Here is a 21441-nt window from a genome sequence, read left to right on the forward strand (position 1 = left end):
CAAGCAAGCAGGAAAGTGGGATCAAGAGACGATCGTCTCATTTTTCCTGTGTCAATACTGTTCCGGTGAATACTTACACGGCATGCTGGTCCGGCATGGTTTGATAGTCTGCTGACTCACAACCAACAGCCCTGTTTTTCCTCCTATCAGGAGAGCATAAAAGGCAGAGCTCACTCATACCTCGCCGCTTCCCAGGCGTGTATCGCCTGTTTGCGGGTCTCGCCCCAGTGATAGCCGCCGAGTTTGCCGTTTTGCTGGATAACCCGGTGGCAGGGGATCATCAAGGCGATGGGGTTGGCGCCCACCGCCAGCCCCACGGCGCGGGCGGCCTTGGGATTGCCGACGGCGCTCGCCACCTGGGCGTAGCTCACCACCTTGGCGGGCGGGATCTGCAGCAGCGCCCGCCAGACGCTGATCTGAAAGTTGGTGCCACTCACGTGCAAGGAGAGGGGGCGGTCCGGTGTCTTGCTGCCATCGAACATGGTGTGGATGACCCCCTGGGTGCGTGATGGCGCTTCTCGCAGTTCTGCCTCAGGCCAACGCTGGGCGAGGGCACTCAGCGGCGTTTGTGGGGCCTGGTCATCGAGAAACGAGAAGTTGCACACCCCCCGCGGGGCCAGGACGACGCTGGCCCCCTCCCTTGCAAACAGGATGGCGCTGGCGCGGCCGATACCGGAGCTGGCGCCCGTGATGATGGCGACCTTGTTGGACAGTAATGACATGACAGTTCCCTCGCGTGATGTGCATGGCGCCGGGTGGTGATGCTCATGCAGGGTTGGCAGACAAGTGGATGGGTTCAACCCCCTCCTGGTTCAAACCTCCTTTGGTTCAACCCTCCTTTGGTTCAAAGCTTTGGGGGGTCGAAAGCACTGTTGGTTTGAAAGCAATATGGCGGCGAACCTTCGTCACGACGACCCGGATCTTGCTCACTTGTGCCATCGGTGATGGGCCATCACGGCATCGGGAGATATCAGCGTTTTTTGAAGGGAGTGGGAAGGAAGTGGGAAGGGAGCGGGGCTGTGGCGCCGCTTTCCCAGGTGGTGGTGACCTGGGTTTGCAAGGGCAGGGCATGGAAAACAGTGCCACCGGTGTCGGCGGCACTGACGCAAGGCCTGGTGGGATAACCCTCTTTTAGGGGTTATCAGGCCAGGGCGGGGCTGGATGTGGCGGCGCAGGGCAGGGCGGCCAACTGTGCAAGGTGCTCGCCCAGAGAGACCCCGGCGCCGGTGGCGTTGACCGTCTCGAAGTAGTCGTGCCAGCCCGATGCGGCTATCCCCTGGACGAGGGCCTCGATGGCCGCGGCATCCGGCCCGCGCCAGATGGCGAAGAAGGGGTGGGGCGCACCATGGAGGGTGGCAGCATCGGTCTCGCCCAGGGCGATGGGCTCCACCCCGAGGGCGGCGAGGTTGGCCATGCTTGTGCCAATGGCCTCGAAGAACTGCTGACGGGCCGTCTGGCTCAATGACAGCCAGGCGGGAGTGGGGGTGTAGAGCTCTGCCAGATAGTGGGTCATAGGGGTTCCTTCGGGAGTTGGCCCTTGCGCAAGGTGCGCAAGGCGCGTTGACAAATCCGGGTTGTCGCGGGGCTGGGGCTTTCGCGAGACCAGCGCGCGCAGAGGTCAGTGACCCACTGTGGCCTGTCTTTGCTCGCATCGTTCAGCCAGTTGGCGACGGAGTCCTGCACATAAGGGGCGGGATCGGCCCTGAGGGGCTCGAGCAGCATCAGGGCCTGCTCCGGTGCTTGTCGCAGGGACGCAAGATGGGTACACCAGACGCCGCGGGGCCGGGTTGCTTCGCTGGCAAAGCGTCGCAGTCGCTCGGACGGCTCCGCCGTCCAGGGCACCAGGGCGGCAATGGCCGCCTCGAGCTGCGCAGCAATGGTCGTTCGCATTGCGATCCAGGCTCACTCGCGCACCCCAAAGTGCGGGTCATCGGCGAGGGGACGAATGAGGGCCAGGCGGTCGCTGAGCGACAGCCCCTCGCTCGCCCCCACCATGAAACAGGCCCAGCCCCGCACGGTATCGGAGGGATGACGGCTGAGCGCCGCAAGATCCCTCGTGCCGCTCTCGGTCAGGAGCAGCCTGGCGGCCAGCGCCATGCGCCGGGTAATGCCCTCCCCGGATGCGGCGTGCATCGACGCCAGCGCCTGGGGCCCGAGCGAAGGCAGGGTACACTGCATCAGGGGGGCAAAATCCACCGCCAGGCATTCGGTCAGGTTGCTTGCCTCAGCCTCTCCCCGGTTGAGCTGGGCGAGGCGTGAGGGGGTGATATCCGTGATGCGGCTGCGTGTCATGGGTGCTCCTCTGTGGCGTCCTCAGTGCAGCCTGCCCGGGATGAGATGACATTGAGCCAGGCTCGCTTGAGCAGGGCGCTCAGGGTTTCCCGCTCTGCCTGATCGAACCCGGCAAACAGGGAGCCTATCCACTGGCTGTGCTCATCGAGCAGGTGCTGCGCCAAGGCCTGGCCCTGCTCTGTCAGGCGCACCGAGATCTTTCGCCTGTCCTGGCTGTCGCTGTGGCGAGCCAGCAGGCCGTCCCGTTGCAGCCCGTCGAGCAGGCCGGTGATGGTGGCCCGTGTGACCCCCGCCTTGTCGGCAAGCTCGTGGGGGGCCAGCCCTTGTGGCAGGTCGCGCAGCAAAAACAGCAGCACGAACTTGCCTTCGGATAGGCGGTGAGGGGCCAGGCGCGCCGCGCACGCCTGATCGATGGCAGCGGCGAGGGTCAACACCTCAAAGCAGACGCGTATGTTTTGGGTGTCCGCGTGTCCGCGGCACTCTGCATCTTCGAGCAGGGCGAGGTGTTTCTGTTCCAGCGTGATCATGATAGTGAGTCTCGAATGACTTTATATGGCGCCATACTATATGGTGCCAATCAAATGTTCAACCACCCAAGCACGCGACCGGGATGGTTCATGGCAACGGAGAGCGGGAGTGTGGCGATGGGGGGCCTTTGCAAGAGAAGGCGTTGCAAGAAAATCGGCCATCTTTGGCCGTCATTCCCTATAATGCCCCTCCTTTGTGGTCTGGGGGGAGTGCCCGCAGTGAGCCACCGCAAGCCCGAATGTTGATAGAGACGATCCCATGCATACCCTGGAACAGCTTCGCGCAGGCGAACTCTGCGGCGCCCGCCACCTCAAACTTGCTGAAAACCTCGCGGTGTTCCCTCCCGAGATCCTGAGCCTCAAGGAGACCCTGGAGGTGCTGGATCTCACCGGCAACCAGCTGAGCGAGTTGCCTGACGCGCTGGCCGAATGCAAGAAGCTGCGCATCCTCTTCTGCTCCGAGAACAACTTCACCGAACTACCCGAGGTGCTGGGGCGCTGCCCTGCGCTCACCATGGTGGGCTTCAAGGCCAACCGCATCGCGACCGTCCCGGCCACCTCCCTGCCCGCCAGATTGCGCTGGCTGATCCTGACCGACAATGCCATTGAACGACTGCCGGACGAGCTGGGGCAGTGCGACGCCCTGCAAAAGCTGATGCTTTCGGGAAACCGGCTACATGAGCTTCCCAAGACGCTTGCCGGTTGTCACCGTTTGGAGCTTTTGCGCATCGCCGCCAACCGCCTGCCAGCGCTTCCGAGCTGGCTGCCCTCGATGCCGCGTCTGTCCTGGCTGGCCTTTGCGGGCAACCTTTTCTGTGATGAGCAGGCGTGTCTGAACGGCACATCGGAGTTCACTACCGAGATCCCCTGGCAGGCGATCTCACTGGGGGATGTGCTCGGGGAGGGAGCATCCGGCGTCATTTATCGCGCCGAGTGGGCGAGGGCCGAAGGGCCCGGGGCGGTGGCGGTCAAGCTCTTCAAGGGGGCCGTCACCAGCGATGGCTTGCCCCTGAGCGAGATGACTGCGTCCCTGGCCGCCGGTCGTCATCCAAACCTGGTCGGTGTGATGGGGAGAGTGAGCGATCATCCCTCCGGCATCCCGGCACTGGTGATGCCCCTGATAGACCCGGCCTTCGCCACCCTGGCGGGCCCCCCGAGCCTGGACTCCTGCACCCGGGATGTCTATGGGGCGGATCTGAACTTCACCCCGGCCCAGGTGATGGCCATGGTGCAGGGGGTGGCTGCGGCCGCCCGGCACCTGCACGAGCGGGGCATCCTCCACGGCGATCTCTACGCACACAACCTGCTGTACTCCTTGCAGCCCGCGATGCCTCACTCGTCGCAGGAGGCGCCGGGCCGGGTGCTGCTCGGTGACTTTGGTGCCGCCTCCTGTTACGACCGTGCCGATGAGGTGCTGGCCGGGCGGCTCGAGCGCCTGGAAGTGCGGGCCTTTGGCTGCCTGCTGGCCGAGCTGCTGGCGCGCTGTGATGGGGGGGACGCCGACCTTGACCCCCTTCATCGACTGGCCGGGGAGTGCGGCTTTGAGGTGCCTTCCCGGCGACCCACCTTCGCGCAGATCCTGACCCGGCTGGCAGCGATGGCGACAAGCCTGCCTGGGGTCGTGGCCTGAGGCCTGCCCATCGTGGGCTTTCTCGTGCACTGGGGCGGGATCATGGGGCTTGCGCCACTTCGGTGAAGTTGTGATAGTGATGCACCATTGCAGATGACGAGAGGAAGATGATGGAAGCGGCATTTTGGCACCAGAAGTGGAAAGAGAACCGGATTGGCTTTCATCAGGCAGATTTCAACCGCTGGCTGCAATCCTGGTGGTCGGCCCAGCAAGGGAGCAACCCCGTGCTGGTGCCCCTTTGCGGCAAGTCCCGGGACATGCTCTGGCTGCGTGAGCAGGGGCATCCGGTGGATGGCTTCGAGCTCTCCGAGCTCGCCATTACCCAGTTTTTTGACGAGAACAACCTGAGTGCAGAGAGAAGCGAGGTGGGTCCCTATCAGTGCCACCGGCACGAGGATCTGCGCATCTATCAGGGGGACTTCTTCGCCGCTCCGGAGCTTGGTCAGCGTTATCGCCTGGTCTATGACAGGGCGGCCCTCATCGCCTTGCCGGGCGCCATGCGCCGCCAGTATGCCGCCCTGATGAGCCGCCTGGTGGAGGCGGGGGGGCAGGTGTTGCTGGTGACCCTCGAGTATCAGCCCGAGCAGCAGCAACAGCCGCCGTTCTCGGTGGGGGAGATGGAGGTGCGCACCCTGTTTGAGCGCGACTTTGGTGTCGAGGTGCTGGGCCGGGGGGCGGAGCTGGATCACCCCAGGGTGCTCTCGGGGCAGCTCTTCTATTTCGACGAGGTAGCTTACCGGCTGATCCGCCGGGGCTGAGAGGGCGCGAGGCCGCTGCCAACGAGGGAAGTGGCGCTTGTTTTACCTCCTTTGACATAGATCAACGTGGAAAATCAGGGAAATGCCTAAGATGAGGCTGTTTCTCAATCACTGCTGGTGCCGACCGGTGAGCTCTGGTTTGAACGCCGGTCGAACATCAACCCAGTGTCTGATTTTCACGCTCATGTTCACTTTTGGCGGCTCTGGTCGCAATTGATTATGGTTTTTCCAGCCGACCCCACGGGGTCGGCTTTTTATTGTCTGCGCGTTGCCAACAGGGGAGGTCAGCCTTCAAAGGTGGCGGCGTTGAGCCGAAATGCCCTGGGATCGTCGACAAACTGGCCGGTGATCCGCTCGTCGTGCTCGTGGCCCAGGCCATAGCTGCAGAGGATGAGGCGATCCGAGGTACGGGATCTCAGCTGGGTGATGAAGCGCACCAGATCGGCACGGCTGAGCCTGCCCACCTCCTCGCGTACCCGTTCGCGCTGATCAAAACCCAGATCCTTGTTGCCGATGCTGACCCAGAGCCGCTGGCCGCGGCTGCGCAGGTTGGCATCCCGCTCGCTGAGCTGGGCCTGCAACCCCGCCTTGCTCTCCTGCCACTGCTGCTCGGTGAACTCCAGCATGGCGAGCGGGAAGAGATCGATGAACTCCTCCACCGCATCCAGCAGGATCTGCGGCCCCGCTACCGGCGACTGGATATAGAAGATGAGACCGGGATGGCGGTTGAGGGGCAGGTTGCCGGCTCCCACCACGTAACCGAGCTGCTGGCGGGTGCGCAGCTCGTGGAAGAAGGTGGATGACATGATGTGGTTGGCCAGGGTGAAGCAGGCGAGATCCCGCGCCCGGGTGGTGCGCGACTGGTAGTAGACCAGCAGCGCCGAGTCCTCGTGATCGCACCCCTGTTCGCGAATGAGGGTGCCTCTGTCCTGGATGGAGATGAGGGGGCGGCGGGTCTCGGCGCTGGGCTGGCTGTTGGCACCGAGGTGGCGCTCCAGCAGGGCCGCGAGTTCGAGGGCCTCGGCGGCCGTCCAGTCTCCGTGTACCAGGGCCTCCAGATGCACCCTGGCAAAGAGCTCGGAGACGAAGCCGGGCATCTCCCCGAGTTCAACGGTGCGCAGGTGGCGCAACAGCTGCTCGAAGGGCGGGTTGTTGGGTTGCAGCAAACTGGTGAGCTGGTTGAACAACTGGGAGATGGGGCGGGTCTTGGACTGGTTCTCCCAGTTGCGGATAAGCTGCTCCTTGATCTCGCTAAAGCGGGCCGGATCCGGATACCCCAGGGTGCGGTTGCCGAGGATCATGTCGAGCAGCAGCGGTTGCTTGTCGGCAAAGCCGCTGAGGTTGATGGTAAAGCCCCCCTGATGGGCATAAATCTGGTAGCCAAGGCCCGCGAGCTCCGCCGGGTAGGTAAGGGCGTTGAGGTGATCCGTGAGCAGTTCCACGGCCAGACGCGCCATGGCGATGTGACGCGGGCTCTTGACCGCATGTTCGCTGTCGACGGAGATGTAAAGGCTGCCCTTGGGCACGCTGAACTGATGCTCGTGCAGGTGCCAGAGCCGAAAACCGGGCCTGTCGATGAGGCAGGACGGCATGTCGGCGGGCAGTGCCGGCAGACGGGCGTCGAGGCGGGTGCTGATGAAGGGGTTGGGCGCCGGCAGGTGCAGGGCGGGATCCGGTTCACTCTGCTGCCAGCGGATCTTCTCGGCCTCGCTGATGCTCTGGACGCTGTAGGGGGTCTGGTACCAGCGGGCGAGGCGATCCGTGCTCACTTCCGGGGCCTGGATGGTCACCCGCAGATTGTGGGGCGTCAGCTTGGCGAGGAAGCGCCGGATCAGCGGCTCATCGAACTCGCGCATCATGTAGTCGCCGTAGAGCAGATCGTCCGGCCCATAGCTGAACAGGTTGAGCACGAGGCCGGAGACGGTGTCGAGGGCCCGTCCCCGCTCCTGGAAGCGGAAGGCGGATTCCAGCACGCTGCGCTTCTCCTCATAGCGCCAGGCCTGCACCCCACCCCGCTCGATGAGCTTCAGATAGCCAAACAGGGCGGCGATGATCTCGTCCACATGCTCAAGCCCAAGGGGGGTGAGGCCAAAGCTCACGCCAAAGTCCTTGAAGTTGGCGCCGCTGATGCCGCCGCCGGCGGCGAGCTGATTGACCCAGCCCCGCCCCTTGAGCAGGGAGAGCAGGCTGCCTTCCCCCTCATAGCCGATGAGGTGGCTCAGGAAGGTGAGGGGTTTTTTGTCGTAATACTCATCCACGCACGGCAGCGGGAAGGTCAGCGCCAGCTTGCGGGTCTCCTTGACCGGGGTCAGCTGGATGCGAATGCCGAGATCATCGAGCCGATAGAGAGGATGGCTCAGTACCGGAGGGCCGAGGCGGCGATCCGGAATGGCACCAAAGAAGCGATCACACCAGGCCAGCTGGGTCTCGATGGGTGCCGGTGAAAGCATGACCAGCGCCATGCGATCCGCACTGTAGTGGGTTTCGTAGAACGCAATGAGGTCCGAGCGCAGATCCCGGCCGGGGAGATCCGCCAGAGTGTCGAGGTTGCCCACCGAGAATTTGGAGAAGGGGTGGTCCGGATTGACCGTCTCCTTGTGCACCTGGTAGCTGCGGCGCACATCGTCCTGCAGCTTGAGGCGGTACTCGGAGTCCACCGCGTTGCGCTCCTTGTCGACCCACTCCGGTGCAAAGGTGGGGCAGATGAAGAACTGGGAGAACCGGTCGAGCCCCGCCTCGAAGAAGCCGTTGTCGATGTCGAAGAAGAAGTTGGTGAACTCGGTGCCGGTCCAGGCGTTGTTGCTGCCCCCGTGACGGCTCATGAATTGCTGGTACTCACCGGGTTTGGGGTAGGTGCGGGTACCGAGAAACAGCATATGCTCGAGGAAATGGGCCATGCCCTGGCGATCCGCAGGATCGTCGAAGTGGCCGGTATTCACCGCCAGGGAGGCGGCGGATTTGTCGGTCTCGGGATCACAGATCAGCAAGACCCTGAGCCGGTTTGCCAGCTCCAGATAGTGATACCGCCGATGGTCATTGGGACTGGCATATGGGCTCATTGGGGAGGGGCTCGCGGTGAATTTATTTGAATTTAAACATGATTATCGACCCCGCTATCTTGCGAGGCAAACCCTTTTCTGAGAGGTGGCGCAATTGTTTCCCCCGGCATGGCGGGGTAAGATTCCCCCGCTATTTAAACAGGCCCCCTGGGCGAGGTTGTAATGAAAATCTACATCATGCGTCATGGCCAGGCTGGCATGAACGCAAAGACTGATGAACAGCGTCCACTGACCGAGCAAGGCATCGAAGAGTCCATCCACATGGCTGGCTGGCTGGCTCCCCAATTGGCAGGCTCCCTGAACCTGGTGATCCACAGCAACTACCTGCGTGCCAGACAGACCTGGCAGGCCATCGCCCCCGAGTTGCCCAAGGCCCTCAAGGTCGAGGAGAGCGGCGACATCACCCCCTATGGGGACCCGGCTTTCGTGGCGAGCTACCTCACGGAGCTGGCGGCGGAGCATGACAACATCCTGATGGTCAGCCACCTGCCGCTGGTGGGGTATCTGGTCCAGAGTCTCTGCCCGGCGGCAGGGGCCCCCATGTTCGCGACGTCCGGGCTGGCCTGCATCGACTGGCAAGATGGCAAAGGAGTCTTGCTCTGGCTGGAAGGACCGCATACAATACGGTAAAAGTTAATAATAAGTTACAGTTTGGTTTTTTGGGGAAGAGAGAGTCGAATTTTCCGGTTTTTTATATAAATTTAACGGAATTATTTCGCATAAGCTGCTGTCATACGGATACAACTTCAAGAGGTTGCAAACGATGAGAGTGTTCAAGAAGTACCTGCCACTGATGGTGGCAAAACATGTCAAAACCTTCTTCAAGGGGCGGATTTACATCCACGGCAGGGGGCGCTTCGATTTCCAGTCGGGCTTGCTGATGATGCCATTGCAAGCCGACATTCCCCATCGCCAGACGGTGCTCGAGGTCAATGAACTGATTTCAAGGCTCCACATGGATGCCGCCTGAGGCGCCTCAGGCTGACCCTGGTCCCCCTCATGCCCGCCCCTGTGCGGGCATGATTGTTGATGGCGCCTGGGCGCGGTGCCAACCGTTCGCGTCATGGCGCTTCTTCCTGCGTTGGCAGGCTTGCTTATCCTGATTGCCTCTCTATACTCGCGCGCAATACCCGCCTTTTTATTCTGGATATCGCAATGCCCCTTGCCTTCCTGTTTCCCTTCTCCTGCATGGCCATCTGGGCCGGCAATGGCATCGTCAGCAAGCTGGCGGTCGGGGTGTTGTCTCCTGCGGCGCTCGCCTGGTCGCGCTGGATGGTGGCGGCCCTGGTGCTGACCCCGTTTCTGGCTCACCGGGCCTGGCGCGAGCGCCGCAAGCTGCGGGCCGGTTTCTCGAAGCTGGCGGTGCTGGCCCTGCTCGGCATGGTCTTGAACCAGACCTTTGGCTATTACGCGGCCCAGACCCTAGGGGCCACCGAGATTGGCCTGATGATGGGACTGACCCCCTTGATGACGGTGCTGCTCAGCATCTGGTTGCTGCGCGAGCGGCCCACCTGGGGGGCGCTGCTGGGAGGCGCCATCTCCATTCTGGGGCTGGCGATTTTGTTGGGGCAGGGGGATCCGGCCCGGCTGCTGACCCAGGGCATCCATATCGGTTCCGTCTACATGCTGCTCTCGGCGGCCACCTATGCGCTCTACAGCGTGCTGCTCAAGCGCTGGGATCTGGGGCTGGACAACTGGTCCATGCTCTACGGTCAGGTGCTGTGCAGCCTCCTGTTCCTCACCCCCTTCTATCTGCTGGTGGACGGGCACTGGCCCGATGGCAGCGCCCTCTGGCTCATCCTCTATGCGGGGATCCCGACCTCGGCCCTCTCGCCCTGGCTCTGGATGCAGGGCATTGCCCTGCTCGGGGCGAGCCGCACCGCCATCTTCATGAACCTGTTGCCGGTGATGACGGCCGCCCTTGCCATCAGCTGGCTCGGGGAGCGGCTCACCAGCTATCACCTCATCGGTGGCGGCATGACCCTGATGGGGGTGCTGCTGGCGCAGTTGCTGGTGAGGCCCGTGACGGTGCGAAGACGCGCCCGGCTCGCGGTGGCGGGCTGTCAGGAAAAGTAGGATAAAAAAAGACCGCCCTCGAGGCGGTCTTTTTGGTTCGGTGCCCAGCGTCACTGCGCCGTCAGATAGAGATCCTTGGCATAGACCAGGTCTTGCGGGTTCTGGTAGGGGTAGCCCTTGACGTTGGGTTTGAGCAGCCGTGATTTCACGTAGAAGTAGACAGGAGCGATGGGGGCCTCCTCGTCGATCAGCACCTCGGCCTGCTGATAGAGGCGGTTGCGCTCGGCGGGGTCCTTGGCGTCATGGGCCTTGGCCAGGAGGGCGTCGTACTCCTTGTTGAACCACTTGCCGCTGTTGGCGCTGCTGCTGGAGGTCATGATGTCGAGGAAGGTGGAGGCATCGTTGTAGTCTCCGTTCCAGGAGTAGCGGCTCACCCCGAAGTCACCCTCGTTCAGGGCCGACACCATGGTCTTCCACTCCATGTTGTTGAGCTCCGCCTTGACCCCCAGGTTGTGCTTCCACATGGAGGAGATGGCGAGCGCTATCTTCTTGTGCCCCTCGTTGGTGTTGTAGAGGATGTCCACCGTCAGCGGCTTGTCAGGGCCGTAACCCGCCTCGCCAAGCAGCGCCTTGGCCTGCTTGATGCGCTCTTCCTTGCTCATCAGCTCGCTGGCGGGGCGTTTGAGCTCGAAGCCGTCCACGCTCGGCGGGGTCAGGCTGAAGGCGGAGAGCTGCCCCTGTCCCAGGATCTTCTCCGTGATGGTGTCCCGGTCGATGGCAAGAGAGAGTGCCTTGCGCACCCTGACGTCGTCAAAGGGTTTGCGCTGGGTGTTGAACACGTAGTAGTAGGTGGCGAGCATGGGGGCGCTCACCAGCTCCTCCGGGCTCTGGCGCTTGATCTGCTGATACTGCTCCAGGGGATAGGTGGTGTAGTGCAGCTCGCTCGCACGATAGCGGTTGTAGGCCGCGGTATCGGAGACGATCTCCAGATAGATCACCTTGTTCAGCACGGTGTGCTCGTTGTCCCAGTAGTGGGGGTTGCGCTCGGCGATGAGGCGCTCGTTCGGGGTCCACTCCTTGAGGGCGAAGGCGCCGTTGGAGACGATGTTGGCCGGTTTGACCCACTCATGACCGAACTTCTCGATGGTGGCCTTGGGCGCCGGGAAGGTGGTGTAGTGGGAGAGGGTCTTGAGGAAGAAGGGGACCGGGTTTTTCAGGGTGATCTGCAGGGTGTAGTCATCGAGCGCCTTGATCCCCAGGGCATCCGGGCTCTGCTTGCCCTGCACCACGTCGCTGGCATTGGCGACGCCGGTCAGCTCGATGAACCAGGCGTAGTTGGAGGCGTTCTTGGGGTCCGCCGCCCGCTGCCAGCCATAGACGTAGTCCGCCGCCGTCACCGGCTCGCCGTTGGACCATTTGGCATCGGGTCTGAGCTTGAAGGTGTAGACGGTGCCCGTGGCATCGAGCTCGTAGCCAAGGGCGCCCGCCGCCTGCAGCTTGCCGTTGCCATCCAGGGTATAGAGCCCCTCGAACAGATCGTTGACGACGTCGCTGCCCGCGCTCTCTTCCACCATCTGGGGATCGATGGAGGCAGGCTCGGTGCCGATGTTGCGCACGAACACTTGCTGGGTGGCTGGCAGAAGCTGGGTGCCTTCAGGCACCTGGGCGGCGAGGACGGGGAGGGTGAGCAGAGCGGCAACCGCCCCGGCGATAAGCGACTTTTTCATTGAATATCCTTATGTTTTTTTGCTTCCAAAGCGCAGCCAGTGTGCGGGATTGGGGGGCAGATCTCAAGAGGGGAGCCTCTGGCGCAACATTGCCGGGCGCCAGGGGGAGCAAGGCGGGCCGCCGCGTCGGCCCGGATGCATTCTTGTCACGAATTAACCCCCCAAAAGATGCCGGATGGCACCCTTGTTTCACGGCGAAAGCCCGTGGTGGCGCGGTTTTCTGGCGATTTAAAGAACGGCTTAATTCGCTGCAAAAACAAAAAATAGGCGTTACATTGGGTTACAAAACAACGCTGCCGGGGATCGGCACTTTTTTTGCCGACACTTGCAAACGTTTTCAACGGCCAACGGAAACGATCTTAAAGGAACAAGAATGCGAAACATGATCACCATGGGCGAGTTCATCGTCAAAAAGCAGGCGGACTACCCGACCGCGACCGGCGAGCTGACCTCCTTGCTCAGCTCCATCCGCCTGGCCGCCAAGGTGGTGAACCGGGAGATCAACAAGGCGGGTCTGGCGGACATCATCGGTTCCATCGGCGCCGAAAACGTGCAGGGCGAGGTGCAGCAGAAGCTGGACGTCTATGCCAACGAGCGCTTCAAGGCGGCGCTGGAGGCCCGTGGCGAGGTGTGCGGCATGGCCTCTGAGGAGGAGGAGGACTTCGTCTCCTTCGATTCCGAGCTCTCTCGTCACTCCAAGTACGTGGTGCTGATAGACCCCCTCGACGGCTCCTCCAACATCGACGTCAACGTCTCGGTCGGGACCATCTTCTCCATCTACCGCCGGGTCAGCAAACCGGGCGCCGGGGTCACTCTGGAGGACTTCCTGCAGCCGGGTCACCGTCAGGTCGCGGCGGGCTACGTGGTCTACGGCTCCTCCACCATGCTGGTCTACACCACCGGCTTTGGGGTCAACGGCTTCACCTATGACCCCTCCATCGGCTGCTTCTGCCTCTCCCACGAGAACATCCGCATTCCGGAGGAGGGCAAGATCTACTCCATCAACGAGGGCAACTACATCAAGTTCCCGGACGGGGTGAAGAAGTACCTGAAATACTGCCAGGAGCGTGACGAGGCGACTCACAGGCCCTATACCTCCCGCTACATCGGTTCCCTGGTGTCGGATTTCCACCGCAACCTGCTCAAGGGGGGCATCTACATCTACCCGTCCGGCACCAACTCCCCGAACGGCAAGCTGCGCCTGCTCTATGAGTGCAACCCCATGGCCTTCCTGGTGGAGCAGGCCGGTGGCAAGGCGTCCGATGGCTTTGGCCGCATCATGGACATCCAGCCTACCGCTCTGCACCAGCGCACCCCCTACTTCGTCGGGTCCACCAGGATGGTGGAGCGGGCCGAGGCCTTCATGCGGGAGTTCTCCGCCCACGAGGATCCGGCCAACCAGGGCTGAGCCCGGGCCAGCGTCCCTTCGTCACGGGAGCCGTCAAGGCTCCCGTTTTTATTGGCGTGCAGGCGGGTGTAGCCAGGTTGATATGCTGACGGACTGGACTGGACTGGACTGACGGACTGACGGACTGACGGACTGGCGGTTGACGAGCTAACGGACTGACGCGACGCTTCGGCTGTTGCGGTGCAATGGCTGGTGGCCCCCTTGCCGGGATACCTCGGCGGGATATCTGGTCTGGATACCTGGGCGGGATAAATACGGCACGGGCCATCTGCGGGGCTATCGAGGCGCATTGAGCCCGTGTGTTGCCCACAATCATCCCCACATCCATCTGTTTTTCAGATGAGTTATGACTCAATGCATCGTATCAACAGATGGATTCGGCGGCAAAATGGTGCTGCCAGGAGGGCGAACCGAGGCATCGGGAGGCAAGAAGGCGGGCCGGGGGCGAGATGCCGCCCCTTGCCAGCAACGAAACGGGAGCCCTGGGGCTCCCGTTGTTGTAGGCGGCAGGTCGCGCCCTGCTGACGTCATGCTTCCCCTCAGGGGGTGGCATGGCGGGCGAGATCCGCCAGCAGGCCGTCCACCAGTTTGAGGCGCATGGCCCTGTCCTGGGTCGGGACCTGGAAGCGCAGCCGGGTCGGCCCGTCCATCTTGTAGATGCGCGGCTGCTCGGAGAGCAGCTTGACCAGATAGGCCGGGTTGACGCGGGTTTCCTGGGTAAAGTCCAGATAGCCGCCGCGCTCGCTCATCTCCACCCGGCGAATGCCCAGCGCCGTGGCGCGCTGGCGGAAGGCGGCCAGCTCCATCAGCGTCTTGGTCGGCTCCGGCAAGAGGCCGAAGCGATCGATGAGCTCCACTTTGAGCTCCCGCAGCTCCTGCTCGTCGGCGGCACTGGCGATGCGCTTGTACATGGAGAGGCGCATGTTGACGTCCGGGATGTAGTCGTCCGGGAGCAAGGCGGGCAGACGCAGCTCCACTTCGGTGTGCTGGCTCATGAGCTGCTCCAGCGACGGCTCCTTGCCATGTTTGAGCGCCTCCACCGCCTGCTCCAGCATCTCCATGTAGAGGGTGAAGCCCACCGATTCGATCTGGCCGCTCTGATCGTCGCCCAGCAGCTCGCCCGCGCCCCGGATCTCCAGATCGTGGGTGGCGAGCGCAAAGCCGGCACCGAGATCTTCGAGGGACGCGATGGCCTCCAGCCGCTTGGCCGCATCCTTGGTCATCAGCTTGGGATGGGGGGTGAGCAGGTAGGCATAGGCCTGGTGGTGGGAGCGCCCGACCCGGCCCCGCAGCTGGTGCAGCTGGGCCAGGCCAAGGTGATCCGCCCGGTCCATGATGATGGTGTTGGCGCTCGGCACGTCGATGCCGGTCTCGATGATGGTGGTGCAGACCAGCAGGTTGAAGCGCTGGTGGTAGAAGTCCGACATCACCCGCTCGAGCTCCCGCTCGCGCATCTGGCCGTGGGCGATGCCGATGCGCGCCTCCGGCACCAGCTCGGCAAGATCGGCGGCGCACTTCTCGATGCTCTCCACGTCGTTGTGCAGGTAGTAGACCTGGCCGCCACGCTTCAATTCCCGCAGTACCGCCTCACGCACCACCGCAGGTTCGTGCTGGCGCACGAAGGTCTTGATGGCGAGCCGCTTGGCGGGCGGGGTGGCGATGATGGAGAGATCCCGCATGCCGGACATGGCCATGTTGAGGGTGCGGGGAATGGGGGTGGCGGTGAGGGTGAGGATATCCACGTCGGCGCGCAGCGCCTTGATCTTCTCCTTCTGGCGCACCCCGAAGCGGTGCTCCTCGTCGACGATGAGCAGCCCCAGATCCTTGAAGGTGAGCTCGGCGCCGAGCAGCTTGTGGGTGCCGATGATGATGTCCACCTTGCCCTCGGCCATCTCCTTCATCACCGCGCTCTGCTCCTTGGCGGAGCGGAAGCGGCTCAGCACCTCCACCCGCACCGGCCAGTTGGCGAAGCGGTCGCGGAAGTTGTCGTAGTGCTGCTGGGCGAGCAGGGTGGTGGGCACCAGCACCGCCACCTGCTTGCCGCCGTGCACGGCCACAAAGGCCGCCCGCATCGCCACTTCGGTCTTGCCAAAGCCCACGTCGCCGCACACCAGCCTGTCCATGCTCTTGGCCTGGCACATGTCGCCGAGCACCGCATTGATGGCGTTGAGCTGATCCTCGGTCTCCTCGAACGGGAAGCTCGCGGCAAACTGGCGGTAGGCCTCCCGGTCGTGTTTGAAGGCAAAACCGTGACGGGCTGCCCGCATGGCATAGACATCCAGCAGCTCGGCCGCCACGTCCCGCACCTTTTCCGCCGCCTTGCGCCGCGCCTTGACCCAGGCCTCGCCGCCGAGCTTGTGGCTGGGCGGGTTGTCGGAGCCGGTGTAGCGGCTGATCAGGTGCAAACTGGTGACCGGCACGAACAGCTTGTCGCCGCCGGCGTATTCCAAGGTCAGAAACTCGGTGGGCAGGCCGCCTGCGTCTATGGTCTCGAGCCCCAGGTAGCGACCGACCCCGTGATCCAGGTGCACCACCGGCTGGTCCTGGGTCAGCTCGCCCAGGTTTCGGATCACCGCATCCGAGCTCAGGTTCTTGTTCTTGTCCCGCTGGCGCTTGCTGCGGATCTTGCCGCCGAGCAGCTCGGCTTCGGTGATGAGGGCAAGGGGCGTCTGGCCGGGCTCTTGCAGCAGGAAGCCCCGCTCCAGGGGGCAGACCAGCAGCCCGTGGCGCTCATCGCTCGAGAGGAAGGCGTCGAGGGAGGCAAACTCCCGGGGTTGCAGGTTGATCCGTGCGAGCAGATCCCCGAGCCCCTCGCGCCGCCCCTCGGACTCCACCGCAAACAGGGTGCGCCCGGCAAAGCCTTGCAGGAAGCCGTCAAGGGCCAGCAGGGGTTGCTCCTTGCTGTGGTCGAGCTGCAGATCCGGCAGGGGGGCGAGGGGCAGATCGTGCTGATCCGCTCCGCCGTCAACGGTCGCCTCCTGCAGACGCACGGCGCCATAGTCCCCGAGGGCGGCGAAGAGCTGCTCCACCGGCAGATAGATCTGCTGGGGCGGCAGCAGGGGACGGGTGTTGTCCCAGCGCCTGTCTTCATAGCGCTGGCCGATGTCGTTCCAGAAGCGCTGGGCCGCGGGGTAGATCTCCCCCACGGTGAGCAGCAGGGTGTTGCCTGGCAGGTAGTCAAACAGGCTGGCGGTCTGGTTGAAGAAGAGCGGCAGGTAGTATTCGATGCCGGCGGGCCAGCGCCCCTTGCTCACCTCCTGATAGACGGAGCCCTCGGCCCGGGAGATCTCGAACTGTTCGCGATACTGGCCACGAAACAGCTCGATGGCCCCCTCGTCGGTGGGAAATTCCCGGGCGGGCAGGAGGCTCACCGACTTCACCGGCTCGCTGGAGCGCTGGGTCTCGGGATCGAACGGGCGGATGGAGTCCACCTCGTCATCGAAAAAATCAATGCGATAGGGGCGGCTGCTCCCCATGGGGAAGAGATCCAGCAGGGAGCCGCGGGCGGCGAATTCGCCGTGCTCCAGCACCTGTTCCACCGCCACGTAGCCCGCCTGCGCCAGACGCCCGCGCAGCTGCTGCAGGTTGAGGCGCTGGCCGCTTGTGACCATCAGGCTGTATTTGTCGAGATAAGCCTGGGGCGCCGTGCGCAGCATCAGGGTGGAGATGGGCACGATGAGCACGCCGTGGCGCATCTGCGGCAACTGGTAGAGGGTCTCGAGGCGCTGGGAGATGATGTCCTGGTGGGGAGAGAAGCTGTCGAAGGGCAGGGTCTCCCAGTCCGGGAACAGCAGCACCGGGCAATCCTGATCCGCCAGCAGGAACCCCAGTTCCTGTTCAAGGCGCAGGGCGCTCGGGGTATCGGCGGTGACCAGCAGGACGGGTCTTCGGGCTTCCCGGGTGAGGCGGGCGGCAACCAGAGCCAGGCTGCTGCCGACCAGCTGGCCGAACGTTGTCTTCTGGCCCGCTTTGGCGGGCAAGGCGGGGAGGGTCATTGGCATCATCGGAGTCTTTTACTGTTGGCGTTCTTTTGACATGGACCTGGGTTAGCGCTGACGTTCCTGGGCACGCAGCTTGAGCTGTTTCGACTGCACATGCAGGCTGGCGCGCACCAGCAGCTCCCGGTCATCCTCGCGGATGCGCACGTAGTCGAGCACCACGTGGGTGCCATGCTCTCCGGCGTCCCGCTGCACGACCTCGCCGTAGCAGTAGACGGCGGAGGCCTCTTCCCGCAGGAAGATCTTGAGCCGCACTATCTGGTGCAGGGCGGGGGCCTCCCCGTGCCCCTGGTGGGGGTGCAGGTAGGTGAGCTGCCCGGCGCCAAAGCGCAGGGTGTGGAAGCGGTGCTCGGGGTGATCCTGGGCCGCCAGCACATAGCCCATGATCATGTCGATCTTGCGGGACTGCTGGTTGATGATCTCCACCAGATCGTGCATGGACTCGTTCTGGCTGCGCAGCAACCGGCTGCTCACCAGATCGATGGAGGTGATGGCGGAGGCGATGCGAAACGGCTCGGGCAACTCGGCCTCCAGGGCCTCCAGCGTCGGCAGACGAAAGTCGGCCGGCATGGGGATCACATTGACCGGCGTGGCATGGGTGACGCTGAAGAACTGTTCCTGCATGGAGGCTATCCCTTGTTGTCATAGACGGTTTCCCTTTATTATCCGGTATCTTATTTCGTTGGCAACGTAGATATCCTTGAAGACCGGACTTTTTCAGCCACTGTCGCTGGCCATCGGCCTGCGTTATGCAGGCTCGCGACGCAGTAACCGCTTCGTCTCCTTTATCTCCCTGTTCTCCACCTTTGGCATCGCCATCGGGGTCGCCGCCCTGATGGTGGTGATCTCGGTGATGAACGGGTTCGAAGGCCAGCTCAAGGGGCGCATCCTCGGGGTGATCCCCCATGTGGTGGTGACCAATCAGGCCGGACGCATCGAGGCCGAGCCCGAAGGTCTGCCCGACCTGGCCCGCTTGCCCCACGTGGTGGCCACGGCCCCCATGCTCGACAGCGAAGGCATGCTGCAAAGCCCGGGCCAGCTCACCGGCGTGAGCGTGCAGGGGATCGATCCCGCCCGCTGGCCCAAGGATGACATCCTGCACGCCCAGATGCTGGGAGGGCGCCTTGACAGCCTGCAGGCCGGTGAATACCACATCGTGCTGGGGCAGGGGGTGGCCAGCCGACTCAAGGTCTCTATCGGCGACCAGGTGCGTCTCATCCTGACCGAAGGTACCCGCTTTACCCCCTTTGGCCGAGTGCCGGCCCAGCGTCTTTTCACCGTCTCCGGCATCTTCGGGGTCGGCGCCGACGTGGACAGCCAGGTGGCCCTGATTGCCCTCGGGGATGCCCAGCGCATGCTGCGCCTGCCCGCAGACAAGGTGGGCGGCATCCGCCTCTGGCTGGACGATCCCTTCGCCGCCGACGAGGTGGTGAAGACCACGTTGCCGGATGGGCTGGAGTGGCAGGACTGGCGCCGCGAGCGCGGCGAGCTGTTCCAGGCGGTGGCCATGGAAAAACGGATGATGGGGCTGATGCTGGTGCTGATCATCGCGGTCGCCACCTTCAACATCCTCTCCGCCCTGGTGATGGTGGTCACCGACAAGGAAGGGGAGGTGGCCATCCTGCGTACCATGGGCATGAGCGAATCCGGCATCGTCAAGATCTTCATGGTGCTGGGGGCGTCGAGCGGCGTCATCGGCGCCCTGTTCGGGGGGTTGGCGGGGCTGGCGCTCTGCTTTGGCCTCAATCCTCTGCTCAATGCCCTTGGGCTCAACCTCTATATGGCGGCAGGGGGCAGCGGTCTGCCGGTCATCGTCGAGCCGGCCCAGGTCATGACCATTTTGCTGGGCGCCGTGCTGCTCAGCTTCAGTGCCACCCTTTACCCGGCCTCCCGCGCGGCCCGGGTCAAACCGGCGGAGGCGCTGCGTTATGAATAATTCATCTTCTGTTGTTACTGGTGCAAGTGGAGCCCCCGTTATGAATCAATCCGTCTCCTGCGAGCCGCTGCTGCGCTGCCAGGCCCTCAATCATGTCTACAAAGAGGGCAATCTGGAGACCCAGGTACTCAAGGGGATCGAGCTGGACGTCGCCCCCGGGGAGATGCTGGCGGTGGTGGGGAGCTCGGGCTCCGGCAAGACTACCCTGCTGCACCTGATGGGGGCGCTGGACAACCCTTCCAGCGGCGCCGTGCTGTTCAAGGGGCAGGACATCCATGGCTGGGACAGCCGCACCCAGGCGAGGTTTCGCAACCAGGAGCTGGGTTTCGTTTACCAGTTCCACCACCTGCTCTCGGAATTCAGCGCGCTGGAAAATGCGGCCATGCCGCTGCTGATCGCCGGTGAGTCGGTGGCCAGCGCCACCGAGAAGGCGAGCAAGATGCTGGGGCGGGTGGGGCTCTCCCACCGTCTCAACCACAGACCGTCCGAGCTCTCCGGTGGCGAGCGCCAGCGGGTGGCCATCGCCCGTGCCCTGGTCAACGAACCCAGCCTGGTGCTGGCGGACGAGCCCACCGGCAACCTGGATCATGCCAGCGCCACCGCCGTCTATGAGCTCTTGTGCGAGCTCAATCGCGAGCTTGGCACCGCGTTCGTGGTGGTGACCCATGACTTGAGCCTGGCGGCCAAGCTCCACCGCCGGGTCACCCTGGTGAGCGGCATCATGGCGGAGGTCGCCTGATGTTCAAGCCGCTGCCCCTGTTCCTGGGCCTGCGTTACAGCCGCTCCCGCCGCCGCAACGGCTTCATCGCCTTCATTTCGGCCTCCTCCCTCATCGGCATCGCCCTCGGGGTGATGGCCCTCATTCTTGGCCTCTCCGCCATGAACGGGTTCGAGCGGGAGCTCAAGAACCGGGTGCTCTCCGTGGTCCCCCACGGCGAGCTCATCGGCATGGAAGCGCCGCTGCCTGACTGGCCGAGGCTCAGGGACTACCTGCTGGCCCAGCCCGGGGTGGAGGCGGCTGCCCCCGTCATTCGCCTGGACGGCCTGCTGGAGCACGGCTCCGCCCTCAAGGGGGTCCAGCTGCGTGCGGTGCTGCCGGAGCTGGAAGCCAATCTCTCCGATGCGGGCAACTTCATGACGGGTCGGGGCCTTCGCGAGCTGCAGGCGGGTGAACACGGGGTCATCCTCGGCAAGATCATCGCCGACAAGCTGGGGGTCAAGACAGGGGACACCGTCACCCTGCTGCTGCCCCAGGCGGGGGATGCCGCCGGCATCAAGAACCCGAAACGGGAGGCGCTCACCGTGGTGGGGCTGCTCGAGATCGGCGGCCAGCTCGACGGCCTGCTCGGCTTCATGCACCTGGCGGACGCCCAGGCCATCACCGGCATGGGCAGCGCGGTGGAGGGGTTCAGCCTCAAGGTGAGCGACGTGCTCAAGGCCCAGTCCATCACGGTGGCGGCGGCCCAGAAATTCCCGCACTACGTCTATATCAGCAGCTGGATGAGCCGTCAGGGCTATCTCTATCAGGACATCCAGATGGTGCGCACCGTGATGTACGTGGTGATGCTGATGGTGGTGGCGGTGGCCTGCTTCAACATCGTCTCCACCCTGGTGATGGCGGTGAACGAGAAGCGCAGCGAGATTGCCATCTTGAAGACCATGGGGGCGAGCCCGGGCCAGATCCGGCTTACCTTCGTCATCCAGGGGATGGTGAACGGGGTGGCGGGAGCCTTGCTCGGCGCCCTGCTGGGCGGCCTGCTCTCCAGCAAGCTGACCCAGATCCTGAGCGCCATCGAAGGGGTGATCGGGCACCGTTTCCTGAATCCCGACATCTACTTCATCGACTTCCTGCCGACCGAGCTGCACATGCAGGATTTGCTCATCGTGACCGGCGCCGCCATCCTGATGAGCCTGGTGGCGACCCTCTATCCTGCCTGGCGGGCGAGCGGCCTGGTGCCGTCCCGGGAACTGGGGCATTGATGCCCATGGATGTGATAAAGGGCCCTGCGGGGCCCTTTTTATTGTCACTCTTTTGTGGGGAAACCCCCGACGTGGCGGTTATCGGGGCAATACGCAGGAGGAGATGATGC

The 21441-nt window shown here is 63.6% G+C and carries 19 protein-coding genes; 10 read left to right on the forward strand and 9 right to left on the reverse strand.

The window, feature by feature from the left end; genetic code table 11:
- Positions 1–170: 170 nt before the first annotated feature.
- From PG896_RS02885 to PG896_RS02910, 5 genes are all read right to left on the reverse strand, one after another.
- Positions 171–722, reverse strand: a complete 552-nt coding sequence (locus PG896_RS02885) for a methylated-DNA--[protein]-cysteine S-methyltransferase (RefSeq protein ID WP_234924928.1) — start codon at positions 720–722, stop codon at positions 171–173.
- 419 nt (positions 723–1141) lie between these two features.
- Positions 1142–1513: a DUF6616 family protein gene (locus tag PG896_RS02895; RefSeq protein ID WP_160838930.1), complete on the reverse strand. Its 372-nt coding sequence runs from the start codon at positions 1511–1513 to the stop codon at positions 1142–1144.
- A complete protein-coding gene (locus tag PG896_RS02900) occupies positions 1510–1890 on the reverse strand; it encodes a hypothetical protein (protein ID WP_234888662.1) in 381 nt (126 codons plus the stop codon). Before PG896_RS02900 ends, PG896_RS02895 begins: the two co-directional genes overlap by 4 nt.
- Before the next feature lie 12 nt (positions 1891–1902).
- The gene (locus PG896_RS02905; RefSeq protein WP_234888661.1) at positions 1903–2292 is read right to left on the reverse strand and encodes a hypothetical protein; all 390 of its coding nucleotides are present in this window, start codon (positions 2290–2292) and stop codon (positions 1903–1905) included.
- Positions 2289–2819 (reverse strand): MarR family winged helix-turn-helix transcriptional regulator, encoded by a 531-nt coding sequence (locus PG896_RS02910; protein ID WP_160838928.1) that lies wholly within the window; start codon positions 2817–2819, stop codon positions 2289–2291. Before PG896_RS02910 ends, PG896_RS02905 begins: the two co-directional genes overlap by 4 nt.
- 259 nt (positions 2820–3078) lie before the next feature.
- Between PG896_RS02910 and PG896_RS02915 the strand changes: the two genes are divergently transcribed.
- Positions 3079–4449 (forward strand): leucine-rich repeat-containing protein kinase family protein, encoded by a 1371-nt coding sequence (locus tag PG896_RS02915; RefSeq protein WP_266139685.1) that lies wholly within the window; start codon positions 3079–3081, stop codon positions 4447–4449.
- 110 nt (positions 4450–4559) lie between these two features.
- On the forward strand, positions 4560–5207 hold the full coding sequence (locus PG896_RS02920; protein WP_171864779.1) for a thiopurine S-methyltransferase: 648 nt from the start codon (positions 4560–4562) through the stop codon (positions 5205–5207).
- 284 nt (positions 5208–5491) lie between these two features.
- Here the strand turns inward: PG896_RS02920 and PG896_RS02925 are convergent, their stop codons facing one another.
- A complete protein-coding gene (locus PG896_RS02925) occupies positions 5492–8266 on the reverse strand; it encodes an insulinase family protein (protein WP_042016091.1) in 2775 nt (924 codons plus the stop codon).
- A 162-nt stretch (positions 8267–8428) separates the two neighbouring features.
- Here PG896_RS02925 and sixA point away from each other — a divergent pair, with 162 nt between their 5' ends.
- The 3 genes from sixA to PG896_RS02940 all read left to right on the forward strand — a co-directional run bounded on the left by sixA (position 8429) and on the right by PG896_RS02940 (position 10342).
- Positions 8429–8896, forward strand: a complete 468-nt coding sequence (sixA, locus tag PG896_RS02930) for a phosphohistidine phosphatase SixA (RefSeq protein ID WP_270835360.1) — start codon at positions 8429–8431, stop codon at positions 8894–8896.
- 133 nt (positions 8897–9029) lie between these two features.
- Entirely contained in the window at positions 9030–9236 is a 207-nt protein-coding gene (locus PG896_RS02935; RefSeq protein ID WP_005324080.1) for a DUF1107 domain-containing protein, read from the forward strand.
- A 185-nt stretch (positions 9237–9421) separates the two neighbouring features.
- On the forward strand, positions 9422–10342 hold the full coding sequence (locus tag PG896_RS02940) for a DMT family transporter (RefSeq protein WP_039039040.1): 921 nt from the start codon (positions 9422–9424) through the stop codon (positions 10340–10342).
- A gap of 50 nt (positions 10343–10392) precedes the next feature.
- Here the strand turns inward: PG896_RS02940 and PG896_RS02945 are convergent, their stop codons facing one another.
- Entirely contained in the window at positions 10393–12009 is a 1617-nt protein-coding gene (locus PG896_RS02945; RefSeq protein WP_045524768.1) for a peptide ABC transporter substrate-binding protein, read from the reverse strand.
- 143 nt (positions 12010–12152) lie between these two features.
- Between PG896_RS02945 and PG896_RS02950 the strand changes: the two genes are divergently transcribed.
- Together PG896_RS02950 and fbp are read left to right on the forward strand one after the other, a co-directional pair.
- On the forward strand, positions 12153–12395 hold the full coding sequence (locus PG896_RS02950) for a hypothetical protein (protein WP_182976605.1): 243 nt from the start codon (positions 12153–12155) through the stop codon (positions 12393–12395).
- Entirely contained in the window at positions 12383–13417 is a 1035-nt protein-coding gene (gene fbp, locus PG896_RS02955) for a class 1 fructose-bisphosphatase (RefSeq protein ID WP_029314452.1), read from the forward strand. The genes PG896_RS02950 and fbp overlap by 13 nt, the downstream gene beginning before the upstream one ends.
- Positions 13418–13956: 539 nt before the next feature.
- Here fbp and mfd read toward each other — a convergent pair.
- Both mfd and PG896_RS02965 read right to left on the reverse strand, forming a co-directional pair.
- Positions 13957–17421, reverse strand: coding sequence for a transcription-repair coupling factor (gene mfd, locus PG896_RS02960; RefSeq protein WP_270835361.1), 3465 nt, complete (start codon positions 17419–17421; stop codon positions 13957–13959).
- Positions 17422–17463: 42 nt separating this feature from the next.
- Positions 17464–18039 (reverse strand): PilZ domain-containing protein, encoded by a 576-nt coding sequence (locus PG896_RS02965; RefSeq protein ID WP_042863798.1) that lies wholly within the window; start codon positions 18037–18039, stop codon positions 17464–17466.
- A gap of 76 nt (positions 18040–18115) precedes the next feature.
- Between PG896_RS02965 and PG896_RS02970 the strand changes: the two genes are divergently transcribed.
- From PG896_RS02970 to lolE, 3 genes are read left to right on the forward strand one after another with little or no spacing between them, the layout of a single operon-like run.
- A complete protein-coding gene (locus PG896_RS02970; RefSeq protein ID WP_042016083.1) occupies positions 18116–19351 on the forward strand; it encodes a lipoprotein-releasing ABC transporter permease subunit in 1236 nt (411 codons plus the stop codon).
- 40 nt (positions 19352–19391) lie between these two features.
- Positions 19392–20090, forward strand: coding sequence for a lipoprotein-releasing ABC transporter ATP-binding protein LolD (lolD, locus tag PG896_RS02975; RefSeq protein ID WP_010674567.1), 699 nt, complete (start codon positions 19392–19394; stop codon positions 20088–20090).
- Entirely contained in the window at positions 20090–21331 is a 1242-nt protein-coding gene (gene lolE, locus PG896_RS02980) for a lipoprotein-releasing ABC transporter permease subunit LolE (RefSeq protein ID WP_039039045.1), read from the forward strand. Before lolD ends, lolE begins: the two co-directional genes overlap by 1 nt.
- Positions 21332–21441 lie beyond the last annotated feature (110 nt).

Source organism: Aeromonas sp. QDB30 (assembly GCF_027707645.1).
Classification (GTDB): domain Bacteria; phylum Pseudomonadota; class Gammaproteobacteria; order Enterobacterales; family Aeromonadaceae; genus Aeromonas; species Aeromonas caviae.